At 58.3% G+C, this 20,776-nt stretch carries 26 protein-coding genes; 13 read left to right on the top strand and 13 right to left on the bottom strand.

From position 1 onward, the window contains the following. Nucleotides 1-108 precede the first annotated feature (108 nt). The 6 genes from OXH74_RS17135 to OXH74_RS17110 all read right to left on the bottom strand — a co-directional run bounded on the left by OXH74_RS17135 (nt 109) and on the right by OXH74_RS17110 (nt 3,554). Nucleotides 109-630 (bottom strand): hypothetical protein, encoded by a 522-nt coding sequence (locus OXH74_RS17135; protein ID WP_375738043.1) that lies wholly within the window; start codon nt 628-630, stop codon nt 109-111. 1 nt (nt 631) lies between these two features. After that, on the bottom strand, nt 632-1,687 hold the full coding sequence (locus OXH74_RS17130; RefSeq protein ID WP_375738042.1) for a YaaC family protein: 1,056 nt from the start codon (nt 1,685-1,687) through the stop codon (nt 632-634). A 91-nt stretch (nt 1,688-1,778) separates the two neighbouring features. Then, entirely contained in the window at nt 1,779-2,369 is a 591-nt protein-coding gene (locus tag OXH74_RS17125; protein WP_375738041.1) for a YkgJ family cysteine cluster protein, read from the bottom strand. A 230-nt stretch (nt 2,370-2,599) separates the two neighbouring features. Further along, nucleotides 2,600-2,842 (bottom strand): hypothetical protein, encoded by a 243-nt coding sequence (locus OXH74_RS17120; RefSeq protein ID WP_375738040.1) that lies wholly within the window; start codon nt 2,840-2,842, stop codon nt 2,600-2,602. Nucleotides 2,843-2,902: 60 nt separating this feature from the next. Continuing rightward, entirely contained in the window at nt 2,903-3,157 is a 255-nt protein-coding gene (locus tag OXH74_RS17115; RefSeq protein ID WP_375738039.1) for a hypothetical protein, read from the bottom strand. A 70-nt stretch (nt 3,158-3,227) separates the two neighbouring features. After that, nucleotides 3,228-3,554, bottom strand: coding sequence for a DUF1654 domain-containing protein (locus OXH74_RS17110; protein WP_375738038.1), 327 nt, complete (start codon nt 3,552-3,554; stop codon nt 3,228-3,230). Nucleotides 3,555-4,171: 617 nt separating this feature from the next. Here OXH74_RS17110 and OXH74_RS17105 point away from each other — a divergent pair. From OXH74_RS17105 to OXH74_RS17085, 5 genes are all read left to right on the top strand, one after another. Next, a complete protein-coding gene (locus tag OXH74_RS17105; RefSeq protein WP_375738037.1) occupies nt 4,172-4,366 on the top strand; it encodes a hypothetical protein in 195 nt (64 codons plus the stop codon). 318 nt (nt 4,367-4,684) lie between these two features. After that, complete coding sequence (locus OXH74_RS17100) at nt 4,685-4,807, top strand: hypothetical protein (protein WP_375738036.1); 123 nt, start codon at nt 4,685-4,687, stop codon at nt 4,805-4,807. Then, on the top strand, nt 4,800-4,955 hold the full coding sequence (locus OXH74_RS17095; RefSeq protein ID WP_375738035.1) for a hypothetical protein: 156 nt from the start codon (nt 4,800-4,802) through the stop codon (nt 4,953-4,955). Before OXH74_RS17100 ends, OXH74_RS17095 begins: the two co-directional genes overlap by 8 nt. A gap of 13 nt (nt 4,956-4,968) precedes the next feature. Beyond that, on the top strand, nt 4,969-5,535 hold the full coding sequence (locus OXH74_RS17090; protein WP_375738034.1) for a hypothetical protein: 567 nt from the start codon (nt 4,969-4,971) through the stop codon (nt 5,533-5,535). Nucleotides 5,536-5,537: 2 nt separating this feature from the next. After that, nucleotides 5,538-5,852, top strand: coding sequence for a hypothetical protein (locus tag OXH74_RS17085; RefSeq protein WP_375738033.1), 315 nt, complete (start codon nt 5,538-5,540; stop codon nt 5,850-5,852). 32 nt (nt 5,853-5,884) lie between these two features. Here the strand turns inward: OXH74_RS17085 and OXH74_RS17080 are convergent, their stop codons facing one another. Beyond that, nucleotides 5,885-6,577: a hypothetical protein gene (locus OXH74_RS17080; RefSeq protein WP_375738032.1), complete on the bottom strand. Its 693-nt coding sequence runs from the start codon at nt 6,575-6,577 to the stop codon at nt 5,885-5,887. Between the two features lie 138 nt (nt 6,578-6,715). Here OXH74_RS17080 and OXH74_RS17075 point away from each other — a divergent pair, with 138 nt between their 5' ends. After that, complete coding sequence (locus OXH74_RS17075; RefSeq protein WP_375738031.1) at nt 6,716-7,096, top strand: hypothetical protein; 381 nt, start codon at nt 6,716-6,718, stop codon at nt 7,094-7,096. A gap of 91 nt (nt 7,097-7,187) precedes the next feature. Here OXH74_RS17075 and OXH74_RS17070 read toward each other — a convergent pair whose 3' ends face one another. Together OXH74_RS17070 and OXH74_RS17065 are read right to left on the bottom strand one after the other, a co-directional pair. Next, nucleotides 7,188-8,321, bottom strand: a complete 1,134-nt coding sequence (locus OXH74_RS17070) for a hypothetical protein (protein WP_375738030.1) — start codon at nt 8,319-8,321, stop codon at nt 7,188-7,190. Nucleotides 8,322-8,349: 28 nt separating this feature from the next. Further along, nucleotides 8,350-8,856 carry a hypothetical protein gene (locus OXH74_RS17065; protein ID WP_375738029.1) on the bottom strand — a complete coding sequence of 169 codons (507 nt, stop codon included), beginning with the start codon at nt 8,854-8,856 and terminating at the stop codon, nt 8,350-8,352. A 602-nt stretch (nt 8,857-9,458) separates the two neighbouring features. On the opposite strand from OXH74_RS17065, the gene OXH74_RS17060 reads away from it, so the two are divergent. Further along, nucleotides 9,459-11,039 carry a DNA cytosine methyltransferase gene (locus tag OXH74_RS17060; protein WP_375738028.1) on the top strand — a complete coding sequence of 527 codons (1,581 nt, stop codon included), beginning with the start codon at nt 9,459-9,461 and terminating at the stop codon, nt 11,037-11,039. 176 nt (nt 11,040-11,215) lie between these two features. On the opposite strand, the gene OXH74_RS17055 is transcribed toward OXH74_RS17060, so the two are convergent. Beyond that, nucleotides 11,216-11,683 (bottom strand): hypothetical protein, encoded by a 468-nt coding sequence (locus OXH74_RS17055; protein ID WP_375738027.1) that lies wholly within the window; start codon nt 11,681-11,683, stop codon nt 11,216-11,218. Between the two features lie 87 nt (nt 11,684-11,770). On the opposite strand from OXH74_RS17055, the gene OXH74_RS17050 reads away from it, so the two are divergent. From OXH74_RS17050 to OXH74_RS17025, 6 genes are all read left to right on the top strand, one after another. Beyond that, nucleotides 11,771-12,412, top strand: coding sequence for a hypothetical protein (locus OXH74_RS17050; protein ID WP_375738026.1), 642 nt, complete (start codon nt 11,771-11,773; stop codon nt 12,410-12,412). A gap of 125 nt (nt 12,413-12,537) precedes the next feature. Next, nucleotides 12,538-12,921: a DUF1937 family protein gene (locus OXH74_RS17045; protein ID WP_375738025.1), complete on the top strand. Its 384-nt coding sequence runs from the start codon at nt 12,538-12,540 to the stop codon at nt 12,919-12,921. Further along, the gene (locus tag OXH74_RS17040) at nt 12,918-13,115 is read left to right on the top strand and encodes a hypothetical protein (protein WP_375738024.1); all 198 of its coding nucleotides are present in this window, start codon (nt 12,918-12,920) and stop codon (nt 13,113-13,115) included. The genes OXH74_RS17045 and OXH74_RS17040 overlap by 4 nt, the downstream gene beginning before the upstream one ends. Nucleotides 13,116-13,778: 663 nt before the next feature. Further along, nucleotides 13,779-14,075: a hypothetical protein gene (locus tag OXH74_RS17035; RefSeq protein ID WP_375738023.1), complete on the top strand. Its 297-nt coding sequence runs from the start codon at nt 13,779-13,781 to the stop codon at nt 14,073-14,075. Nucleotides 14,076-14,090: 15 nt separating this feature from the next. After that, nucleotides 14,091-14,327: a DUF4224 domain-containing protein gene (locus tag OXH74_RS17030; protein WP_375738022.1), complete on the top strand. Its 237-nt coding sequence runs from the start codon at nt 14,091-14,093 to the stop codon at nt 14,325-14,327. A 2-nt stretch (nt 14,328-14,329) separates the two neighbouring features. Further along, complete coding sequence (locus tag OXH74_RS17025) at nt 14,330-15,376, top strand: tyrosine-type recombinase/integrase (RefSeq protein ID WP_375738021.1); 1,047 nt, start codon at nt 14,330-14,332, stop codon at nt 15,374-15,376. A gap of 130 nt (nt 15,377-15,506) precedes the next feature. On the opposite strand, the gene OXH74_RS17020 is transcribed toward OXH74_RS17025, so the two are convergent. The 3 genes from OXH74_RS17020 to asd all read right to left on the bottom strand — a co-directional run bounded on the left by OXH74_RS17020 (nt 15,507) and on the right by asd (nt 20,761). Then, nucleotides 15,507-18,374, bottom strand: coding sequence for a FimV/HubP family polar landmark protein (locus OXH74_RS17020; RefSeq protein ID WP_375738020.1), 2,868 nt, complete (start codon nt 18,372-18,374; stop codon nt 15,507-15,509). 156 nt (nt 18,375-18,530) lie between these two features. Further along, nucleotides 18,531-19,541, bottom strand: coding sequence for an aspartate-semialdehyde dehydrogenase (locus OXH74_RS17015; protein WP_375738019.1), 1,011 nt, complete (start codon nt 19,539-19,541; stop codon nt 18,531-18,533). A gap of 107 nt (nt 19,542-19,648) precedes the next feature. Continuing rightward, the gene (asd, locus tag OXH74_RS17010; protein ID WP_215368979.1) at nt 19,649-20,761 is read right to left on the bottom strand and encodes an aspartate-semialdehyde dehydrogenase; all 1,113 of its coding nucleotides are present in this window, start codon (nt 20,759-20,761) and stop codon (nt 19,649-19,651) included. Nucleotides 20,762-20,776 lie beyond the last annotated feature (15 nt).

Genomic DNA, 20,776 nt, shown 5'->3' with positions numbered 1-20,776 from the left:
CTTTTCCGGCAGCTTTTGGCCGATTTCTGCCCCTCACGACCGGCAGAGACCGGCCAGAAGCTACCACTGATCGTCTAAACAAATGGAACGATTCTATTGAGCGACCAACTACGCCTCTACTTCATGCAGCGTCTTTACAAGACGCAGTATCTCAGCCATGAACTCCTTCTCTTCAGAGTACGGCAACACTGATAGCAAATTAGGTAGGCCCAATGCCATCAAGGAGACGAATCCATCTCCAATCTGGAGCTCATGCCGTTTGTGATCGGGATTTTCATAGAACTTGATTTGGCTTCTTTTTGCCTCAGTTCTTTCATAGCATATGATTAGAGGAATACCCTTTGCTTCCGCTATCTGAAGCTCTATGCCTAATCCAATGGAAGGATAGGAGGCTTCCGCAACCACTAAATCTGCCTCTTCAACCATAGCTCTATCCCAGAGATAACAGAGCGTTGGCTTATCTCGCGGCGGTTTTTTGGCAAGCTGTGGATCGCTATTCATCAATGCGTATCTAACTTGATTTTGACCTTGATCATCTAAGGCACTGGCAAGCCTATGGAGCATTGATGTGTAGTTAGAGAACTCCTGCTCCGGGACGTGGGTTAACGCACTGGCAAGGTAGATTTTCAAATTAATTCGCCGCTCGAACGTTTGGAGCCATAATCTGATGACCTGTCATCTCCGAAGCAATTTCATCAATGAACTGCTCTGGAGATTGCTGTATGAACTCAGATATTAACCAGTTTTTTTGGCCGCCTAAGAATGAAGCCAGCTCAACAGGTTTGTATCGGCAAAGCTCACTTAGTCTATGCATGGCAGCAAGGGTCATTGTTGCAGGCATTCTCGATAGAGTTTTACCACCGGCGACGTTGGATCGTACGTACCAGAGCGTTTCGCTGCCATTTATGTAAAAAACACTCTTTCTAAGCTCTTCTTGAAGTGACTGGAGAGAGGCCAAGTCAGCAAGCGTCGGCTTAAGAGGGCGAGTAAACGGCCTGCTTGCTGAAGACACTATCTCATAGGAGTTTGCCGGGGCTGTAGGGTCCGATATGAAAGTCGGCGCCATTCTCCTTAGTACGTGACTTGACTGAAAGTTTTTTGATATGCGCGCATGTAACCTGACAACCCTATTCGTTGCATCGAAAAGAAATTTTGGCTCTTTAATTGGTATAAACATCTCCGTCTGGTTTGGGTATGTTAGGCAGAAAGTTCGGTGGACATGAGGTAGATTAAAAAGAAGATCCTGTAGGCTGTGGGTCGTATCGACTTCCTGCTCTCCATAATAGTTAGAGAGCGCGGGCACAATTCCATTGTTTAGAATACGCACACCTTCGTTAACTATACTGATTTTTGAGCTCGCGCCATTCATATTGTGCGCTCTGACGCCGTGCATAGGGCTAAACGTTAACCCCTTTGCTGACAGCAGAGCCTTTGTCGCATTCATAAAGGAGTAGTAGTGCAGCAGTGGCGCGGACTGGGTTGGAAGCCCAATGGATGCCTTCCCAAACTCGCTCGCTTGGCTCCAGTAGAAAAGAGCCTCCTTCTTACCCTCCCTTTTCAGCCATAGCTCGACGAATTGCCAAGGGTTTCTGGTTAATACGGTGCGAGATTGAAAGTTAGGGCTTCTCACGGATTTGTGAGGCTGTGCTTCTCTACCGCCGATCTTAATATTTTGAAGTGAGGTCATAACAGGAATAATGCCCAGCTAGGGATTGGCTGTCAGCTCAGCTTATTTGTAACCTAAGCACGCTGGATGGGTATTTACTCAAGCTAGGTTACTACGCTCCGAAAACTTGGCGGATATCCCAAACCGGGCTACTCACCCGAAGGGCGTCGAAAGCTTTTTCTAGCTCACTGGATTTGATCTGAGGAAACTCACCGGCGAAGGATCTTTCGGGAGCGCACCATTCAGCGGTCGGCGCCAGCGAATGGTGCCGGCGGCAAACGAATGGCCGTGCCGAGTAGATGCCGCAGGAGTTGTTTTTGAGGAAAGGGCAGGCCTTGCCGTGGTAGTCCTCCGTGGGTAGCAACCGATTCAGCCGCTTGTACTTGGTGCGTGCCTCAATGTACTGCACCTCAACCTCTGATACGGAGACCGCGAAGTGGCAACAGGATGAGCATCCTTTTCTACAGGGAGTGGAAGGAGCGAAGTATGCATTTACCTCACCAAGAAGCTCGTAGATGGCTTCTAGCTTCTTCAAGGGCGATAATTTTGCCTTTACAAGGCGGTCTGCGATTGAAGACTCTTTCTTTATGAGCTTCGCTGGAAACTCATCTACTAGACGCTTACAGGCAGCAAGCGCAAATTCTTGATCCTCTTTGAGCCCCATATCCTTCTTCCTTTGGTTATTCTGGCTAATCGTACTCATGAATCGCCCATTGCTTGGGCGTGGCCGCTACAAAATTATCGGTAATTTATTGGGCGACGCATGAGTGTATTCGAGGCGAGACCAATGACGGCGTAGATGTCCACTTCTGGCCGGTTGCTGTCTGTTGCGACCGGCGGCTGTGGGTCGGCCTGCTGCCAGTTGTTACTACGGCATGTACTGATCACCCCGCAAGGAAGCGGGTGGTTGTGTTGGTGAAATTACACAGAAGCTCAGCCCATCCGCTCCAGCTCGCGCTTCACCAGGCTCTGATACTCCGGCGGATTCAACCCATCGATCTGCTCGTGCGCCCAGTCCTTCCATTTGGCTTTGCGCTTGTCCTTCTCGGCCCAGATGCGGCCGGCGTCGACCTTCGCCTTCTCCAGGTGCTGCTGCCAGAACTCGAACAGTCGTGCCTTATCGTCTTCTTGCGCTTGGCGTTCGTCTTGCGGCTTGCTGGCGAGGTTGTAGGACATGAGAGCCTCTGGCTGATAAGTGAAGCCGCAGTCTAACGCGACCCGGCCCCAGCTCGCGCCTCACTCCGACCGACACCACCAGGACTGGGCATAAGCCACGCCATCGACCAGCTCGACGCCAGAGATCACGAAGCCACCTGGCGCCATCCACAGCAGCTGGGCATCGATCAGCGGCGGGATAGGGTCTTGATCCTGCGGAAGTCCGACTGACAGCCTAGCCACGTTGGCGGAGCGCCCCATCTCCTGGCAGTGACGGTGGGCGATCAGGACATCACCAACAACGGGTTGAACCCGATGCAGTCGTCCCTGATCCAACGCCCTCCCCCTCTCCCGCATTCGCGTTACCTGAAACCGCATTACTCCCCCATACCCAAGGCGGTACCGATCAGAACGGTGCCGCTTCCTCTTCTGGCTCTTCCAGAGGCGCCAGATCCCCGTCGCCTGTCTGATGGTCGCCATCGCCCTGCAGGTGCCAGCGTAGCGTCACCGTGCCGTCGTCGTTGAAGGTCATCTCCAGGCCGTCCGTCTCGGCCAGCAATTCCATCACCCCCTCCCAGGCCTCGTCGTCGTCCGTGTCCAGACGGTGAATCGTCACGCAACGGTCCAGCTGCGCCTTGGGCGAATTGATCATCGTCGAGACCCGTAACCCGAGCTTTTCCAAGCTGGTGAGCTCGCGGCGTTCGGGTTGCTTCGGGGTTTTCTGCTTGGCCATGAGCGCCTCTCCTTTTGCTGTATGCATATACAGTATTAGCAGACGCCTAATAGAAGCAAGTCCCTCTATCTCCTGGCCGCCACCCCTTTGAGTTGCTTTGCGCGCAAACTTAAAAATTAGTCATTACCTATTTACACTCATTAGGCATTGGCTTACTTTTGCATCAACGCCAGCCAACACCGGCAACAAGACGGCAGCGATGCCCTGGCCTCGACCTAAACGCTCTTTAACAACTGAAACCACCATGCCGGCTCTGGTTACCGGCCTGCTCGAAGAAGCGACACCGCATCTGGAGGTGACGCGCCGAGGGTTGCTTCGCTAACGCTCCCTGCCGGGCGCCCTCAGAACGGGCCTCACCACCGGCACAGCGGACAGGCGCCGAAAGCGCTTGCGTTGAGGAGAAAAGTCATCGCCCAGGCACAGGTGGCGGATAACAGTGCCAGAGCAACACGACTGCAGCGCCCGGCATGCCGACGACGCGGTTGAACAGGAATCCAGAAGCACCACCCGCGGGTTGTAGAAGCCCAGTTAGGCGACCGCGGAGCAACACGGAAAGCATCACTGATGCGCCTTGGCGACAGGGCGCATTGGGATGCACACCAACCAAGGATTGCGGAATGGCAAAGCGGCCAGTAGGCACAGCGAAACTGAAGGCGTGGAGGGAGAACTCCACGATCGAGATGGCCGGCTCTATGGCGGCCGTTGCGCTTGAACTGTTCCTGCTTTCCGGCAATGAACAGGAGCGCCTTGAGTTGATGGCCGTGATGAAAGAGCGGCATGACGCGCTGAGCAAAATCGAGCGCGCACAGTAACCCCCGCAGTAACGACACGGGGCGCCACCGCGCAACGCATGACGCCGAGCGCGGCAACGAATGGAACGCCCCGCCATGGCGATCAGGGGCAACAATCAATCCCTCCCGCCGTGACGGTTCGGCATGCAGCAGCGTTAGCGCGTCCCGCTATCGGACGCAGGTCAGCCGACTCCTAGGCCCGGCCGGACCAAAGCGCGCTCCTGTCCGCATAAACCGTAAGCCAGGTGGCCGCTGAATGGCGGAGTTCCCGTGTAGCTGGTACCGGCGCCAGTGGCGACAGAGCCGGATTACCTCTTACCCATACCGCTGGAGGCTCCCATGAGCAACGTCCGTTTCCTCTCCCTGCGCGCTGCAATCGAGGCGCTGGCCAAGAAAGGCATCCACACCCAGGGCGACCTGGTGGCAGCCGGTAAGCGGTTGCGTGAGGTGAAGCATGGCTAGCCGCTACCAGCGCGCCAAGCGCAAGAACTTCTGGATCGGCTACACGCTGGCACTGGTCACCTTTACCGCCTGGATCGGTGCCAACGCCTGGGCTGGGAAGATCACCGCCGAACAGCCATCCACCACGCCGTACACGGCAGCCAGGTAATAAGGACACCGCCATGGTTAGCAACGAACTCTCCATCATCCAGTCCAAGGCAGCCGAACGAGCCAAGATCGCGGCGGCCGTAGAAGCCTTCACCGCTGCCGGCGGCAAGATTCAGGTCATGCCGATCGTGGAGTTTCATCCGGTGGGCAAGCACGCCTGGAACCGTGACGATCTGGTTCTGCCCGGCAGCAGCCAGAACACCCAAGCCGAAAACCGCGAAGCTGCCCTGGCCCAGCAGATCCGCGAACTGGCCGACCGTGGCGCCGGCATCACCGCCATCAGAATGCACCTCCGCATCGACAACCGCCGGATCCAGCGCATTGCTGAGCAGTACGGCATCACCATCGGCAAGGTCTACAGCAACCAGCCTCGCCATCTCGGTGAGAAAGCCCGCCAGGCCGTATCCGATGCCGGCCGCCGCCGACGCGAGAAACTGGCAATCAAGATCGGCGCACTCGCCGCTCGCGGCCTGACCATCGCCGAGATGGCTGCCGCAGCCGAATGCAGCAAGCCCACCGTCCTGCGGGTTCTCGATGAGTTCAACATCGAGCGCGGCGCACGCATGGCGATGGAGGCCTGATCATGGCCAAGGACCAGCAGCAACGCGACCAGGCAGCAGCTGAGAAGCGCAAGCGCCTTGGCGAAGAGGAACTCCGCCACCGGGTCAGGCCGGGGACCAAGCAGCAGCTGGCCGACCTGATGGCCTGGCATGGCATAGATGAGCAGGCAGAAGCCATCCAACTGCTGATCATGAATACCCACGCCCTAGGCCCGGAAAGATCAGCGCCAGCGCTTTCAGTTCCGCGCCACGAAATCACGCTATCGGAAAACGTGGCGCACGAACTCTACAACGAAGGAGCCCGCCTAGCGCGACACCTAGACACGGCAGAGCGCTGACCGGCGAGCAATGGGCTCGGCGAGGATAGACGCTACATGCGTGTGAAGTTCTTGACGTGACTGCCCGTGAAATTGCTGCAACTCGCAACGGCAGTATCCGAGCCTGTCACCCGAAAACGGCAGCTGTTCCGTCCGAAAAGTCCCATGGACCATGAGTACACCAAGACGTCGCCTTCGAACTTGCCGCCATCGGCACTCCCCTGCTCACCAGATTCCGTCCTATCGAAGTGGTATCCAATCTGCGGCTGAGCCGATGCATTGCTAATGCGAAGAACGTAGAGATCAGTACGCCAGGCCCCATTGAATTGTTCGCGAGCTGAGGCGGTGCTAGCGCCAGAACTTCCGACGGGCTGTGCCCCTACGCCTCCCTGCTGCGGTAGTTGAGCGGTATTCGATGCACAAACCTCGCACTTCAGGCCGGAGAAGCTCTTCATGGAAATCGGTGAGGTGCCAAACGTGCTGTCTTCCACCGTATTGGTGTTCGCCAGCACATTGAAGTACGGCGTGCCATCGATGTAGTAGGAAACCTTGGAGCAGGTCGCTGTCGTCGAGGTGATTGTGTAGTTGGCTGTGAATGACGGCTTCGACCCCGTCAGCGACTTCATCTTGATCGAGGCCGCGCATTGCCCAACGACCTTGCTGCAGTCGCACATCGGCTCCGCTTGCGCAACCGCCCCGGCCAGTCCAAGGCCAATGCCCATCAGGGCCATCCGTAAACGATTCATGCGAATTGATCCCCCGTAGATCACGTTGCGCGAATTGTAATGGCTCCCTGATATCGCCGCCCTCATTCATCTGAATGAAACCCCACCCCACCCGCCAGCCGCACCAGCGGCACGGCATCGCTTGACCTGGAGAAAGCCATGAGCACCTTCGCCGTGTTTGGCATGACGCGAGACGTAGCCCTCGCTGATGCCCGCAAGAAAGTGAAGATCACCCGCAAGACTCCCCAGGGTGAAGTCGCCATTCCAATGAGTGAGTGGCTCCAGCTTTGCGAGAAGCGGGCCGACGAGACAATGGCGGGAGCAAAGACCAAGCAGCTCAGCCCGCTCTTCGACGCACCTCAGTACGCAGAGGATTTCATATCCATTGCACGGCGCACCTTGAAATGCAGAGACATGCACATCAAGTGCCGCGTGCCACTCACCGATGCGTTAGGAAATCCACTCATCAACAAGAAGACAGGCGCCCAGAAGGTCGGATGGAGGCCCTATGCCGCCCATCCTGCAAGAAGCGCGGCATAGCCCAGTTCGACATCTTCAACGACTCCAACTACTGGCCGTCCACCTCCTCTGATCGGTAAATTGCAACTCCGCCTTATCAATCAAGAATGGATCAATGGCTCATGGTTTTTCGTTCGTTACTCAATTTATTCCAAACCCTGATCAGCTCTTCAATGTAACCCTCTACAACTGCAATACCCGGAGGGCTCGATTTTGTTGCGGAGTTAACATCTATGGCACGCCCAAGAATTGCATAAGGCAACCATTTCTTAACATCTTTATTTTCAGCGTCCTTTTCCACCCACCTGTAGTCGACCATTCCACCGGCCGCGTAAAAGTCTTTGAAATTATCATAATTAACACCACCCCCACTTGCGCCAACTTCATAGCGCTTAACAACAACAGACTTCTGAGTGTCAGTCAGCTGGCTATCCTCCACCTCGGCACCGTAAATTAGTTTGTTTATCCTTTTTTGCTCAGCCGATTTAGCAGTAGCATCTGCACCATAGTTCTGCAGCAGAACAGGCTTCTTGGCAGCATTGGCCAATGCCGCCGTAAATGCTGGCGTTGGTTGATCAACATCACATACCTTCTTAATCTCCTCCTCAATCTTGTTTTTATCAAAAGTGGGATGCTCCATCTCATACCGAGACGACAGTGCATCGGAGGCAAGGTAAATTAACTCATCAATACTTAGATCATCATGATTGACGACTGATTTACAAAGCACATACGCAACAGCCGTGTCTGACTGATCTATAATTTTGTGCTGCTCAAAGTGATATTTCCAGCATGCAATATCCACTCTGACAAAGGCATTATTCTCGGGTATGACAACGTATACCCGCTCCTCAGACTCACCAACCTCTGTACTCCCAATGAACCCATCTAGTGCAGTTGAAATCAGTGCCTGGACACCATTCTTGATACTTTGCTTGTCGTTTCCGCCCTTCTCGCCCAACGAAAAAAATGCATCAATTGCAGCGCTCATATGGTCGCCACATGTCTGACTGAAGCTCTGAGAAACCGCCACATGATACTGCTCTATATAGCGGATTGCTCGATTCCCCGGAACTTGAATCTTGTTAACCTCCGCAGGATTCATGAACATCATATTAAGTTCATCTTTGTAGCTCTGAATCTTTGACTTCGCGAGCATCAATATTAGTTCCAGCCGCTCTTTCTGCTCCTTTTCATCCTCTGTCGCACCCGAAATATCCTTTAGCATTTTCGTGATAGAGCCCATTTCAAACTCCTTCTCTCTGCGACAGAGATTAATAGCTTTCTGAATAAATCTTCTTGATATCTGAAGCCGACTTGCCCAGATAGACTTCCTGATTCGCCTTATTCTGATTATGCCCAGTACAAACAATATGCAAATTATCCAGATCGTTATACAACAAATCCCTAACCTTTAAATTACTCAAACTCCAGGCATCCGGACTCCCAAACGCAGGATTTGCAATATGCCCAAGCTGAATCAAATATTCCTTATCCTCACTTCCATAGTACGCACCAAAATTACTAACAATACTCGCCCACGGAGTTATATGATCAAACTGAACAAGATGAGCCGGGTGAAATCGGCGACTTTCACCCAGCCCAGAAAGAGAATTATCCAGATCACAATATATACATCTAAAATACGGCTGATCTGAGTGAATCTTCACCCTTCCGTTCGCCATCATTTTCTGTTCTAACGTCTTCTTGGTAGTCCCGAAAAACGTAGGCCCACTCTTCCCACCTTCTCCAACCCAGTAAAAATCCTTAGAAAGCCTCATCCTTTTCTCCTCCAACTAATTGGACACCTACTTTTCTACACATATAGCCATTGGCTATTAACCCCTCTATTAGTTGTCATGGCATGAATTGTAGGCGGCTTGCTCAGCTCTGCTTTTTCTTAAAATCGAGAGCAACGCAAATAGTGAACAGCTGCACACTTTTGTGTTAAGTGGATGTAACACTGCTTTGATAGCAGCCAGCTTTACAGAGACCCTTGAGCATTTTTGATCAGGCAGCTTTTGGCTCTTCACTATCGCCACCCATAGTCGCGCGAAGTAGATAGCTACCAGCAAATGTCGCCCTCCCAAACCACCACCCGAAACACTCCAGGCGCTCAGTGCTGGGCGGCGAGGTGCTGTCTATGGCACGGCTGATGGCCCGAATGACCGCTCAATTGCCACGCTTCATAGAGGACGGCGAGTACAGGAAGCGGCGTTACGCCGACGAGAAAAGCTCAGCCTGCAGCGGCGAAAAAGATAAATCGGGGACGGAACCATGGCCGATGCGGTGGCCGGGAGAGGGAGCAGAAGGAATAGACCAATCAACGCCAAAGCACCGCTACGGCAGACATCGTCGCCTCCACACAAGAAGGAGACTGCAAATGACCACATACGGATCCGTGTGCAGCGGCATCGAGGCCGCAAGTGTGGCCTGGCACCCGCTGGGATGGCGTGCTGAGTGGTTCGCCGAGATCGAGCCGTTTCCCTCCGCCGTGCTAGCTCACCGCTGGCCGGCGGTACCAAACCTGGGCGACATGACCAAACTCGCGCGCCGGGTACTGGTCAGCGCCATCCCCGCCCCGGATGTACTGATCGGCGGCACGCCCTGCCAGGCATTCAGCGTGGCCGGCATGCGCGAAGGCCTGGCCGACCCGCGCGGCGCCCTCACCATCAAATATGTGGAGCTCGCAGATGCAGCTGACCTTGTTAGAACCCGCGCAGGTAAACCTGCCTCCATCGTCGTCTGGGAAAACGTCCCCGGCGTCCTCTCCGACAAAGGCAACGCGTTCGGCTGCTTCCTCGGCGCCCTGGTGGGCGAATCCGATGCGCTCCAGCCGGCAGGGGGCAAATGGACGGACGCTGGTTGTGTGTATGGACCCACGCGAACAGCCGCATGGCGGGTGCTGGATGCCCAATATTTCGGCCTGGCCCAACGACGCCGCCGTGTGTTCGTTGTCGCAAGTGCTCGAGCAGGATTTGATCCCGCAGCGGTACTTTTTGAGCTCGACGGCCTGCGCCGGGATTCTCCGCCGCGCCGAGGCCAGGGGAAAGAATCTGCCGACAGCGCTTCTAGCCGCCCTGAAGGAAACTTCACAGACACCGGACGGGAGGAAGAAGGGGGGGCCTCAGCCAAAGCATTTGGCGGAGGAAAGAACTGCAACCTCACTGATGTAAGCACGGCGGTCACGGCTCATCCTGGCGGTCGTTACGATCTTGACCTGGAGACGTTCGTCGTCGCTCCAGCACTTCGCGCCCAGGGAAACTCCAGCCACCGCGCGGATTCGGAAGCCTACGTTGCGGCGACGCTCACAACCTCCTACGGCAAGAACGGAGGTATCCCGGCGGGTAATGACTGCGTGCCGACGAACCTGGTTGTTCACGGAACGCAGGATCCTTGCATGCTGGTAGACCAGGCGCACACGCTGGGCGGCAACCACGGCCAGGAGAACGCCGTACTCGCCTTCAGCTGCAAGGACTACGGTGCGGACGCTGGTGAACTGGCGCCGACGCTGCGCGCAATGGGCCACGATGGCAGTCACGCCAACGCCGGCGGCCAGGTCGCGGTCTGCATCACTGGTGACATCACCCACACGCTGAAGGCCGAGGGCTTCGATGCCAGCGAAGATGGCACCGGGCGAGGCCAGCCGATAGTGGCTGCCTTTCACGAGAACCAGCGCGCCGAGGTAACGACCCATGACGTGGCCTGCACCGTGAAAGGCCATGGCGGGAAACCTGGTCAGGGATATGCGGCGGCCATGATCGGCCCTGCGGTTCGCCGACTTACCCCGCGCGAGTGCGAGCGCCTCCAGGGAATGCCCGACGACTACACGCTGATCCCCTGGCGCGGGAAGCCTGCGGAGGAATGCCCGGACGGGCCGCGCTACAAGGCCATCGGCAACAGTAAGGCGATTCCTGTGGTTCGCTGGATTGGGCGGCGGATCCAGCAGCAGCTCGAAGCCTAACCCACCCTACCCGGCCAGCATCCTTGCCCGATGCGGCGGCCGGGAGGGGGAGCAGAAGGAATAGCCTAGGCAGTGCCAAAACGCCACCACCGAGCATAGCCTGCTCCTATCGACGGGGTGGCCTATACGCAGTCGTGGCATTGCAGGGTGGCGTGAGGGCGGCACCCTCGCCGATATCACTGATAGAGGCTGGGGTCATGAAAGAGAGCCCGCACACTTTTCCGCCATTCAGTTGCCTTTTCGGCGTCTGGTTCGACGAATGCCTCTAACGCATTAATGTTGTCCGTGAGCCTCTGGGTTGCTGGACCTGGATTCTTTGCAAGCTCAGAAACGCACGAGAGCAGGTAATTGTTTTCAACGATCACCCTGCACATTTGGCGCATTTGATCCCGGATAGCCTCGGCTTCGGCGCGAGCGGTTTGAGCAGCGGTGACGTCCCGCTTAATCGAGGCTTTCCACAGCGTCACCTCAGTGATGCTCTCACCAAGAATAAGCATCGCGGAAACAAGCAACCAAACGACAGACACCGCTCCAAACGTTGCCAGATCAATTCCGCCAGCAAACGTCGCAATTGGTAGACCAATCACGGCCACTGCCAGCAGAGCAAACCCGCAGCGCCCAGAAAGCCCCAACTCCTTTCTCATCTTCTTTCTCCGCGGACCATATGCCAGGTCCGCGAACCTACCCCACTCCATGCCATAGCGCCACTACGGCGAAGGAAGGAATCCCCTATGCCTGAAGAAAACCAATCCATGAAGGTCGAGTCCACCATGGTCACCAAGTTGACCATCACCGGTGCCGATCGCCTCGATCCCGTCTCCGTGTTCCTGGAGGACTTCGGCGGCCGCACCATAGCGCTGGAGCACAACCCGAACTACGTGACCCGATCCGGCAAGATCACGATCGAGTGCTTCGGAGAGTCCTGGTCGGCCTACTGGGGAGGGATGGGGCCGCGCACCGTCGCGCAGTTCTTCACCGACTGCAACGTGGACTACCTGGTGGGCTGTCTCGCCCGGAGCTCTGAGATCGACAGAGAGGTGTTCGACGGCAATGCCCTGGAGCAGTCCGCCAAGCGCTGCATCATCGATTGCCGCCGTGGGCGAACCGCTGAATGGGAGTGCGGGCCGCTCGATAAGGAGGAGGCCCGCGAGCTATTCGACGATGCCGACGACCTGTCCAACTTCGAATCCACGGAAGGCCTGTGGCACAGCGGTGAGGCATCCGATCTGCTGACCAGGCTCTTCGGCGAGGAGTGGCACTACACGGTCAGCAATAAGGCGTTCGTACCGCACCCGAAACGCCAGTACCTGTGCAGGATCGTCGCGGCAGTCCAGCAGGCCCTGACGCAGCACCAGCAGGCCGCCGCCGCATGAGTCGAATCATCTTCTGCCGCAGCTCCGGGCGCCCTGCCCCATGCGGCTGCCTCCGCTGCATCCCCGTTCCACCCAAGTCCTGATCCATCCCATCGACCCGCCACACCCGCCAGGGAGGCTCTTCAATGCAACCGATCATCTACGTCGCCGGCCCGTACCGCGGGCCGGACAGGGAAGCCATTGCCGCGAACATCGAGGCCGCCCGCCGCTTGGCGCTCTACGCCTGCACCCTGGGATGGTTCCCGCTCTGCCCGCACATGAACTCAGCCCACATGGACGCCGACCTGCCCGACCTTGGCGATGCCTTCTGGCTCCGCGGAACCATGGAGCTGATGGAGCGCTGTGATGCCGTGGTGCTGATCGACGGCTGGGACCGCTCCGCCGGCACCCTGGCCGAGATCGCCCGGGCCGACGAGATGCGCCTCCCGGTCTTCCGCTCGAGCGACCTGCTGCCCAGCGCCGCCGAGTTCATCGACTACCTGTTCGCCAAGGAACGAGAGCCAGCATGAGCCTCGACATATCCGCCCGGCAGAAGCTCACCGAGAGCCTGCTTACCGACCATCCTCTGGCCCAGGCCATCGCCTACCTGAAGCGAATGAAGCCCTTCCTGAGCGCCAGCAACAGCATCAGAGCCATGGACCTCAGCGCCGAGGTATCCGAATTCATCGCCGCCTATGAGCGGAACGAGCAGCAGTCATGCTGAAAGCCCTTCTCGAAGCCATCGACCTGGGGCTTGTCGTCCTTGTCGCCGTGGGACTGCTGAACTTCCTCACCCACCCGTTGATAGAACTCTGCCCATGAGTAACGACGTGAACTGAGCCCCACACGAACACGCCATGGCGGGCGAATCAATCATCATCGAATTTGATAACGAACTGCTCAGATGAGGCATCCGGCCCCGATAAAGTCTCAACGGAGGCCTCTACGAAGCCACTTCCTCCGCATCGTGGACAGTTTCCCATCGCTCCGCCATTACCCCCGCACTGCGGACAAAAACCGTCAGGAACAATCAACTTACTTGTCGACTTCGACGATCGGTACTCCGAAAGCAACTCTTCCGCTTTATCCGTCGCTACAGCCTCATCGCGGCGAACCTTAACCACATCGCTTCGATGCCGCACTTTGCAAGTGATCATGTGGGCACGCCAAGCGGATTCACGTTCAGAACCGAACACTCTTCCGCACTTGAAGCAGGTGTACCTCTTGGTCTGTTCCACTGAAATGCCCTCGCTGGGGAGACTTCCTACGGACGCCTGTTGCACAGCACTCAACAGAGGCTAGCACTAGGGTCCTTGGAGTCCCTCCCCCGCTCCCAAAACGCATAAACCCACCAGCTGCCGGCGAGAGCCGGCGGAGAGGTATTGCCATGCCCTGCTACATCGAGAAGACGAAGTCGGGCGGAACGATGTTCCTGTGCGGCGACCTGGGCCCGCACTGCGCTGCATGTGCGGCGAGCTCCGACTACCTGTGCGACTACCCCGTGGGCGATGGCAAGACCTGTGATCTGCCGCTCTGCGCCAGCCACGCCCATGAGGTGGCCCCAAACCTTCATTACTGCCCGGCCCATCTAGGCCTCTTGAAGGAGTTCAAGGACTCCGGCGGAGTACGCCAGGTGCTGGAGAACGTCATCCCTTACAAACGCGAGCCCAAGCCCTGGCGCTGACCAGCGAGGTAACCCATGGAAACTCCATCCGAAACCCTGAGCGACGAAGAGCTGGTCTCGATCACTGGCTACCGTCTACCTTCACTTCAGATCAAGTGGCTCATCAACAACGGCTGGCAGCACGCCCTAACCGGGGCTCGGCGCCCCGTGGTTGGTCGTGTGTATGCCCGGCTCAAACTGGCCGGGGTGAAGCCTTCAACCTCCAACGCCGTGGCCGAGCCCTGGGCGTTGGACCTTTCCCGCGTGGGGTAACAATGCGCCCGAAGAAGCCAGCCAACCGAGACCTGCCGCCAAGAATGATCCGCCGGGTGCGCAAGCTGAAATCGGGCCAGGTGTGGGTCGGCTACTACTACGCCGGCCGCGACGAGGAAGGCAACCGCAAGGAGATCCCGCTCGGGACGGACCCCGACGAGGCCCGGGTGAAGTGGGCTCAGCTGGAGCGGACCAAGGTACCGCTGACGACCAAGACCGTCGGCGACCTGCTCCGGCGCTATGACCGCGATGTAATTCCGGGGAAAGGGGTGAAGACGCAGAAGGACAACCGCAAGTGCTTGGTGCACCTGTTCCGTGCCTTCGAGACGGCGCCGCTGGAGGCAATCACCCCGCAGATTATCGCGCAGTACCGGGACGCCCGGACGGCGCCCGTGCGCGCGAACCGCGAGATCGCCCTGCTCTCCCATGCGTTCAACATGGCCAGGGAATGGGGGATTTACAGCAAGGACAACCCAACGCGCGGCGTCAGGCGCAACAAGGAGGCGCCGCGCGACGTGTATGTCACGGACGAGGTGTGGCAGGCGGTGTACAGCGAGGCGCCGCGCGAGCTGCAGGTGGCAATGGACATTGCCTACCTGACCGGCCAGCGGCCTTCCGATGTGCGCAAGATGCGCTGGGCTGAGGTGACCGACGACTTCCTGCTGGTGGGCCAGGGCAAGACCGCCACGAAGCTGCGCATCCGCCTGCACATCGACGGGTTGCGCACGGGCCTGGGTCGACTGCTCGACGAGCTGGACCGCTCACGCCCGCACCTGGTCACCACGGCTGACGGCAAACAGCTCAGCGAGCCGATGCTGCGCCAGCGCTTCGAACCGGCGCGCAAGCAGGCCGCCGACAAGGCTCAGGAGAACGGTGACCCGGATCTGGCGGCGGCGATCATGCAGTTCCAGTTCCGTGACATCCGCCCGAAGGCCGCGTCGGAAATCGTCAGCCTGGAGGACGCCTCCGACCTGCTCGGACACACCAAGCAGGACATTACCAAGCGGGTTTATCGGCGGGTGGGCAAGGTCGTGAACCCCGTGAAATAGCCACGGGGTTGCGGAAATGGCGGGAAAAGTTGCGGAAATCGGCGGACTGGAAGTGGCGGAATTAACGCCTTGCTGAACCGACAGCGGCAGCCGAAGGGGCTGCCGCTGCGGGTACTGCTTGGGTCATCTGTCAGCTGAGACGGGCGATCAGTTCGCGCGCTTCCTCTTGCTGGGTATCACTGCCCTCGGACAGAACCTCGTCGAGGATGTCGCGAGCACCTTCAGTGTCACCCATATCGATATAGGCACGAGCCAAGTCCAGTTTGGTCGCGGTTTCATCGGTGCCGGAGAGGAAGTCGAAATCGTCATCCTCCTCCGGCGCCATTTCGGCCAGTGCAGGCGCTGCTGGCTCACGAGCGGTCAAAACATCCTGCTGCTGCAAGCGCTCGGACAACTGATCCAGATCGGCGCTCACTTCGTCTAGCTGGGCTGCGAAACTGTCGTTGTCGGCAAGCGGCTCTATCCCGAGCTCGTTGGACTGGGACAGATCGAAGTCCGCTGGCAGGTCCTGGGCTCCGACGTCCGGAAGCCCGGCAACAGGGGGGGCCACCCCTTCGACTGCAACAGCCGGAACGTCCAGATCCTCGTCGAGACTGAGCAGGAAGTCATCTTCGTCCACGAGCGACTGGGCGGACGGCTCAAGGTCGAGGCTGAAGCCAGCCAGTTCGTCACTCAGGTCGATCGCCCCTTCACCCTGCGGCAGTGCCTTGTCGTCACCACCGAAACTCAGATCGAAGTCAAGGTCACTGACTGGCTTGGCAGGCGCGTCGAGCTCGACTGTATCCGACAATTCCAGGCTTGGCTCGGCCGGCTCGGTCCGAACTGGCTTGTCGCCTGCCAACTCGGTTTCCAGGTCCAAATCAAGGTCATCCAGACTAAGATCGAACGCGTCGTCAAGGTCCTCCCCTGGAGCAACGGTCGCTGCCGGTGCGGCCTCATCGAGCTTCAGGTCATCCAGGCCGAAGCTGTCGATATCGTCGATCGCGGCCAGACCAACCGCTCCCGCGGCTGCCATGACGATTGCCGGATACTTGGCCTTGAGCTGATCAATCTCCGCGGCCGAGCGCCCGATCTCGTTCAAGTCGCGCTCCTGGCGAGCAAAGCCCTCTCGATCCCCCAGCTCGGCATAGACTTCCATCAGCTTGAGGCGCAGGTCGGCGCGCTGAGGCTCTTCATTGATGGCACCTTGCAACAGCTCGGCTGCCTGACTGAAGCGACCGTAGGCGATGTAGATATCCGCCTCACTGATCACATCGCTCGTCTGGGCCGTGATCTTGTCCTCGGTCTTGGCGGTGCTCGCCGGAGGCGATTCGACCACTGCTGACTCCAGCTCGGCGCCAGCAAATCCCGCGAAGCTATCGTCTTTCAGATCCAGATCGGTATCGAAGATGCTCTCGTCGTCCTGAGCCGCAAGGCTGCTCTGCAGCTCACTTTCCTTAAGGGCATTGCGACGGGAAAGAATCATCAGCAATACAAGAAGCGCGACCAGCGCACTCCCACCGGCAATCCCCAGAAGCATCGGATTGGCCAGCAGGTCGTCGATCAGGTTACCGCCCTGCTCCTCCATAGGCGCCGAGGCAGGTGCCGGAGCCACTGCTGGAGCGGCTTGCACGGGCGGCTCCGACACTACCGGGGCAGCCGGAGCAGCTGACTGGGACGGCTCGGAGGCGATCGGCGTCTGTGCCTGAGCCTCCAGGTCGGCCGGTTGTTGTGACGCCGCCTCTGGAGCTGCGGCAGGAGCAACTACAGGCGGTTCAACCGGATCCTTTACTACTTGTGGCTTGGCCTCAGCAGCAACTGGCGCCGCCGCGGATGTCGGTGCAGGCGTCTGACTGCCAACGGCCGACATATCGGCCTGCAGCTTCGCCAATTGGTCGTCCTTGAGCTGAATAAGCCGCTGCAGCTTGTCCATCTGGCTCTGCAAGTCGCTGACGCGACTCTTCAGCTCATCGTTTTCGCGACGACTGGAATCGAGGCTTTCCTGGGTAACAGCCAGCTTGTCGTTGAGCGCCTTGCTTTCACCGTCCCCACCTTTGTCACTGCCGCTTGAAGCTTTGCCACTTTCGGCAGAAACCAGGCGCAGGCTGTCTTTATTTTCGACCTCGGACGGCGCATCACCGGCGCTTGCACGCTTGGTTGCATCCACTTGACGCTTGCCCTCGCCTGCCAGACTGCGGCTTTCCCGCCAGGCGGTATTCTGCGCGGCAACCTGAGCAATGGCCTCTGCCTGCGAACGGCTAGCGATCTGTTGGTCATCGGGCAGTCGAAGCACCTGACCACTCTTCAGTCGATTGATGTTGCCACCGATGAAGGCATCCGGATTGAGGTCCTGAATGGCGAGCATTGCCTGATGCACGGAACCGCCAGAGCGTGTGCGCTGCGCGATATCCCAAAGGGTGTCACGCGAGGTAGTGCGGTACTGGTCGGTCTCGGCCTTTCTTGCTGGAGGAGCTGCCGGCGCAGGCGCGGCTGGGCGCAGTGCGGCAGGTGCCACTGGCGCAGTCCTTACAGGCGCCGCCTCTACCACTGGGCGAGGCACGGGAGCAGCAGCGGCTACCGGAATTTGCGGAGCCGCAGCAACAGCAGTCTGTGGCGAGTACAGCGGCGGATCCAGCAGCAGGGTGTATTCGCGGAGCAGCCGGCCATTGGGCCAGAGCACCTCGACAAGGAAGTTCAAATAAGGCTCGCGCACCGGCTTCGTGGACGTCACCCGGATAACGCTTCGGCCGTTAGGCTTGATCACCGACGTGAACTTGAGATCGGAAAGAAAATACTGGCGGTCCACACCTGCCTTGGAGAACTCCTCGGCCGGTGCCAGGCCTGGCTTGACCTCTGCGGAAGCGAGGTCACGAACCTCCAGCAGCTCGATTTCCGCGACCAGCGGCTGGTTCAGCGAGGACCGCAGGGTAACCTCCCCGAGCCCAAGCGCATGTGCCATACCGGAAGTCAGCGCGGATGCAGCCGCAATTGCCAGCACCAGTTTGCGAACCCGAACCATAGAGTGATTCCCTTGTATTTTCTTTTTCCCGTGATGCGGGAGGAAGGTCTTAAGTCGCTGCCTGTATGCGCCCGGACGGCGATTCCCCATCAACGACAAAGCCAAGCCAGTATCAGCAAGCTAGAATAGTTCTTCAAACTTTCAGGTAAGTATCTTTTACAGATAGTGTTTTATCAACAACTCGGCAGACTGCACGGCATTGAGCGCAGCGCCTTTTCTCACATTATCTGAAGCAATCCACAAATTGAGCTCGCGCGGACCATCAATTCCCCGCCGCACCCTTCCGACATAGACCGCATCCTGGCCAACAGCATCACCAACCGCCGTCGGATAATCGCCCTCTTCGACCAGCTCGACACCGGGGGCCGTGCGCAGGAGCTCCAGCACTGCCGGCAGGTCCACATCACTCTCGACCTGCAATGAGACGCTGAAGCTATCGCCAAAAAACACGGGGGCCAATGCGCAGGTCGCAGCAACCGACAAGCCGGGCTGCCCCAGCAGTTGCTTGATTTCAGCAGCCATGCGCCGCTCAAGCGCAACGTGCCCCTCGGAATCCGGATCACCGGACTGCGCCAGCAGGTTGAAAGCAATCTGCCGATCAAAGAAACGGGACTCCAACGGGCGAGCATTAAGCAACTCAGCCGTTTGACGAGCCAGCTCTTTAACACCCTGCCGGCCAAGACTGGAAACCGCCAGACAGGCAGTGACCGTAACATGTCGCAAACCCAACTGGTTTGCTAGTGGGGCCAGAACACAAGCGAGTGCCACAGCAGACGCAGAAGGGCTGGTCAGGGAATAGGGCCGGGTTAGTCCTTGAAGCGCGTCCGCATTGGCTTCGGGCACCAGGCAAGGCGCTTTATCCAGGGCCAGTGCACCTGACAGATCGATCAGCGAGCAGCCTGCCGCCTGTGCGCGCTCCGCAAAGCTGCGGGTGACCGCTTCGCCGGCAGCGAAGAACGCCAACGTCACCTGTGAAAAATCGAAATCAGCGACATCCCGCACACGCAGGTTACGCCCCTTGAACGGCACGGAACTGCCAGCAGACTCGCTGCTGGCAAGCAGATAAAGACTATCGACTGGAAAATCCCGCTCTTCGAGGAGCTGGACGAGGGTCTCGCCGACGGTGCCGGTGGCGCCGATTACGGCGATATCAAAGGACTGGCTCATGGGGGACTACCTCTGGCGCTGCGGGGAGCGGCACTTTAACCGCCGCCCCGCATGCAGGCAATCAAGGACCGCAGGGTACCGACGAGCCTCATCGGTACCCCCGGCCATCAACGCTCCAGCAGGATGCGCAGCATCCGGCGCAAGGGCTCGGCGGCACCCCACAGGAGCTGGTCACCGACGGTGAAGGCCCCCAGGTATTGCGACCCCATATTGAGCTTGCGCAGACGACCCACCGGAACGCTGAGAGTACCGGTCACGGCAGTCGGAGTCAGTTCGCGCATGCTGATTTCGCGCTGGTTCGGCACCAGCTTCACCCAGGGATTGTGCTGGCTGATCATGCCTTCGATATCGGCGATCGGCACATCCTTGTTCAGCTTGATGGTAAGCGCCTGGCTGTGGCAACGCATGGCGCCGATGCGCACGCAGATGCCATCCACAGGAATCGGGCTCTTGAACCGGCCGAGGATCTTGTTGGTTTCGGCCTGGCCTTTCCACTCTTCGCGGCTCTGGCCGTTCGGCAGCTCCTTGTCGATCCACGGAATCAGGCTACCAGACAGCGGTACTCCGAAGTTCTCGGTGGGGAAGTCTTCGCTACGCATGGCCTCGGCGACCTTGCGATCGATGTCGAGGATTGCACTGGCCGGATTGGCCAGATCGTCAGCGACGGCGCCGTTGATCGCGCCCATCTGCTTGATCAACTCGCGCATGTTCTGCGCGCCTGCGCCGGATGCCGCCTGATAGGTCATGGCGCTCATCCACTCGACCAGACCGGCCTCGAACAGGCCGCCCAGGGCCATCAGCATCAGGCTGACCGTGCAGTTGCCGCCGATGTAATTCTTCACGCCGCCTTCAAGCGACTGGTCGATCACCTTGCGGTTCACCGGGTCGAGGACAATGACAGCGTCATCCTGCATGCGCAGGCTGGAGGCCGCATCGATCCAGTAGCCGTTCCAGCCGGCTTCGCGCAGCTTGGGGAACACCTCGTTGGTGTAGTCGCCACCCTGGCAGGTCAGGATCACGTCGAGGGTCTTCAGCTCCTCGATGCTGTAGGCATCCTTCAGCGGGGCAATCTCCTTGCCGACCGCAGGCCCTTGGCCACCCACGTTGGAAGTAGTGAAGAACACCGGCTCGATCAGGTCGAAATCCCGCTCTTCCAGCATTCGCTGCATGAGCACGGAACCCACCATGCCGCGCCAACCGATCAGACCTACACGCTTCATGACAACTACACCTTT

The organism is Metapseudomonas boanensis (assembly GCF_042232855.1).
Classification (GTDB): Bacteria; Pseudomonadota; Gammaproteobacteria; order Pseudomonadales; family Pseudomonadaceae; genus Metapseudomonas; species Metapseudomonas boanensis.
Note: the sequence above shows the minus strand (reverse complement) of the source record. Positions and strands in the feature narration are given on the sequence as shown.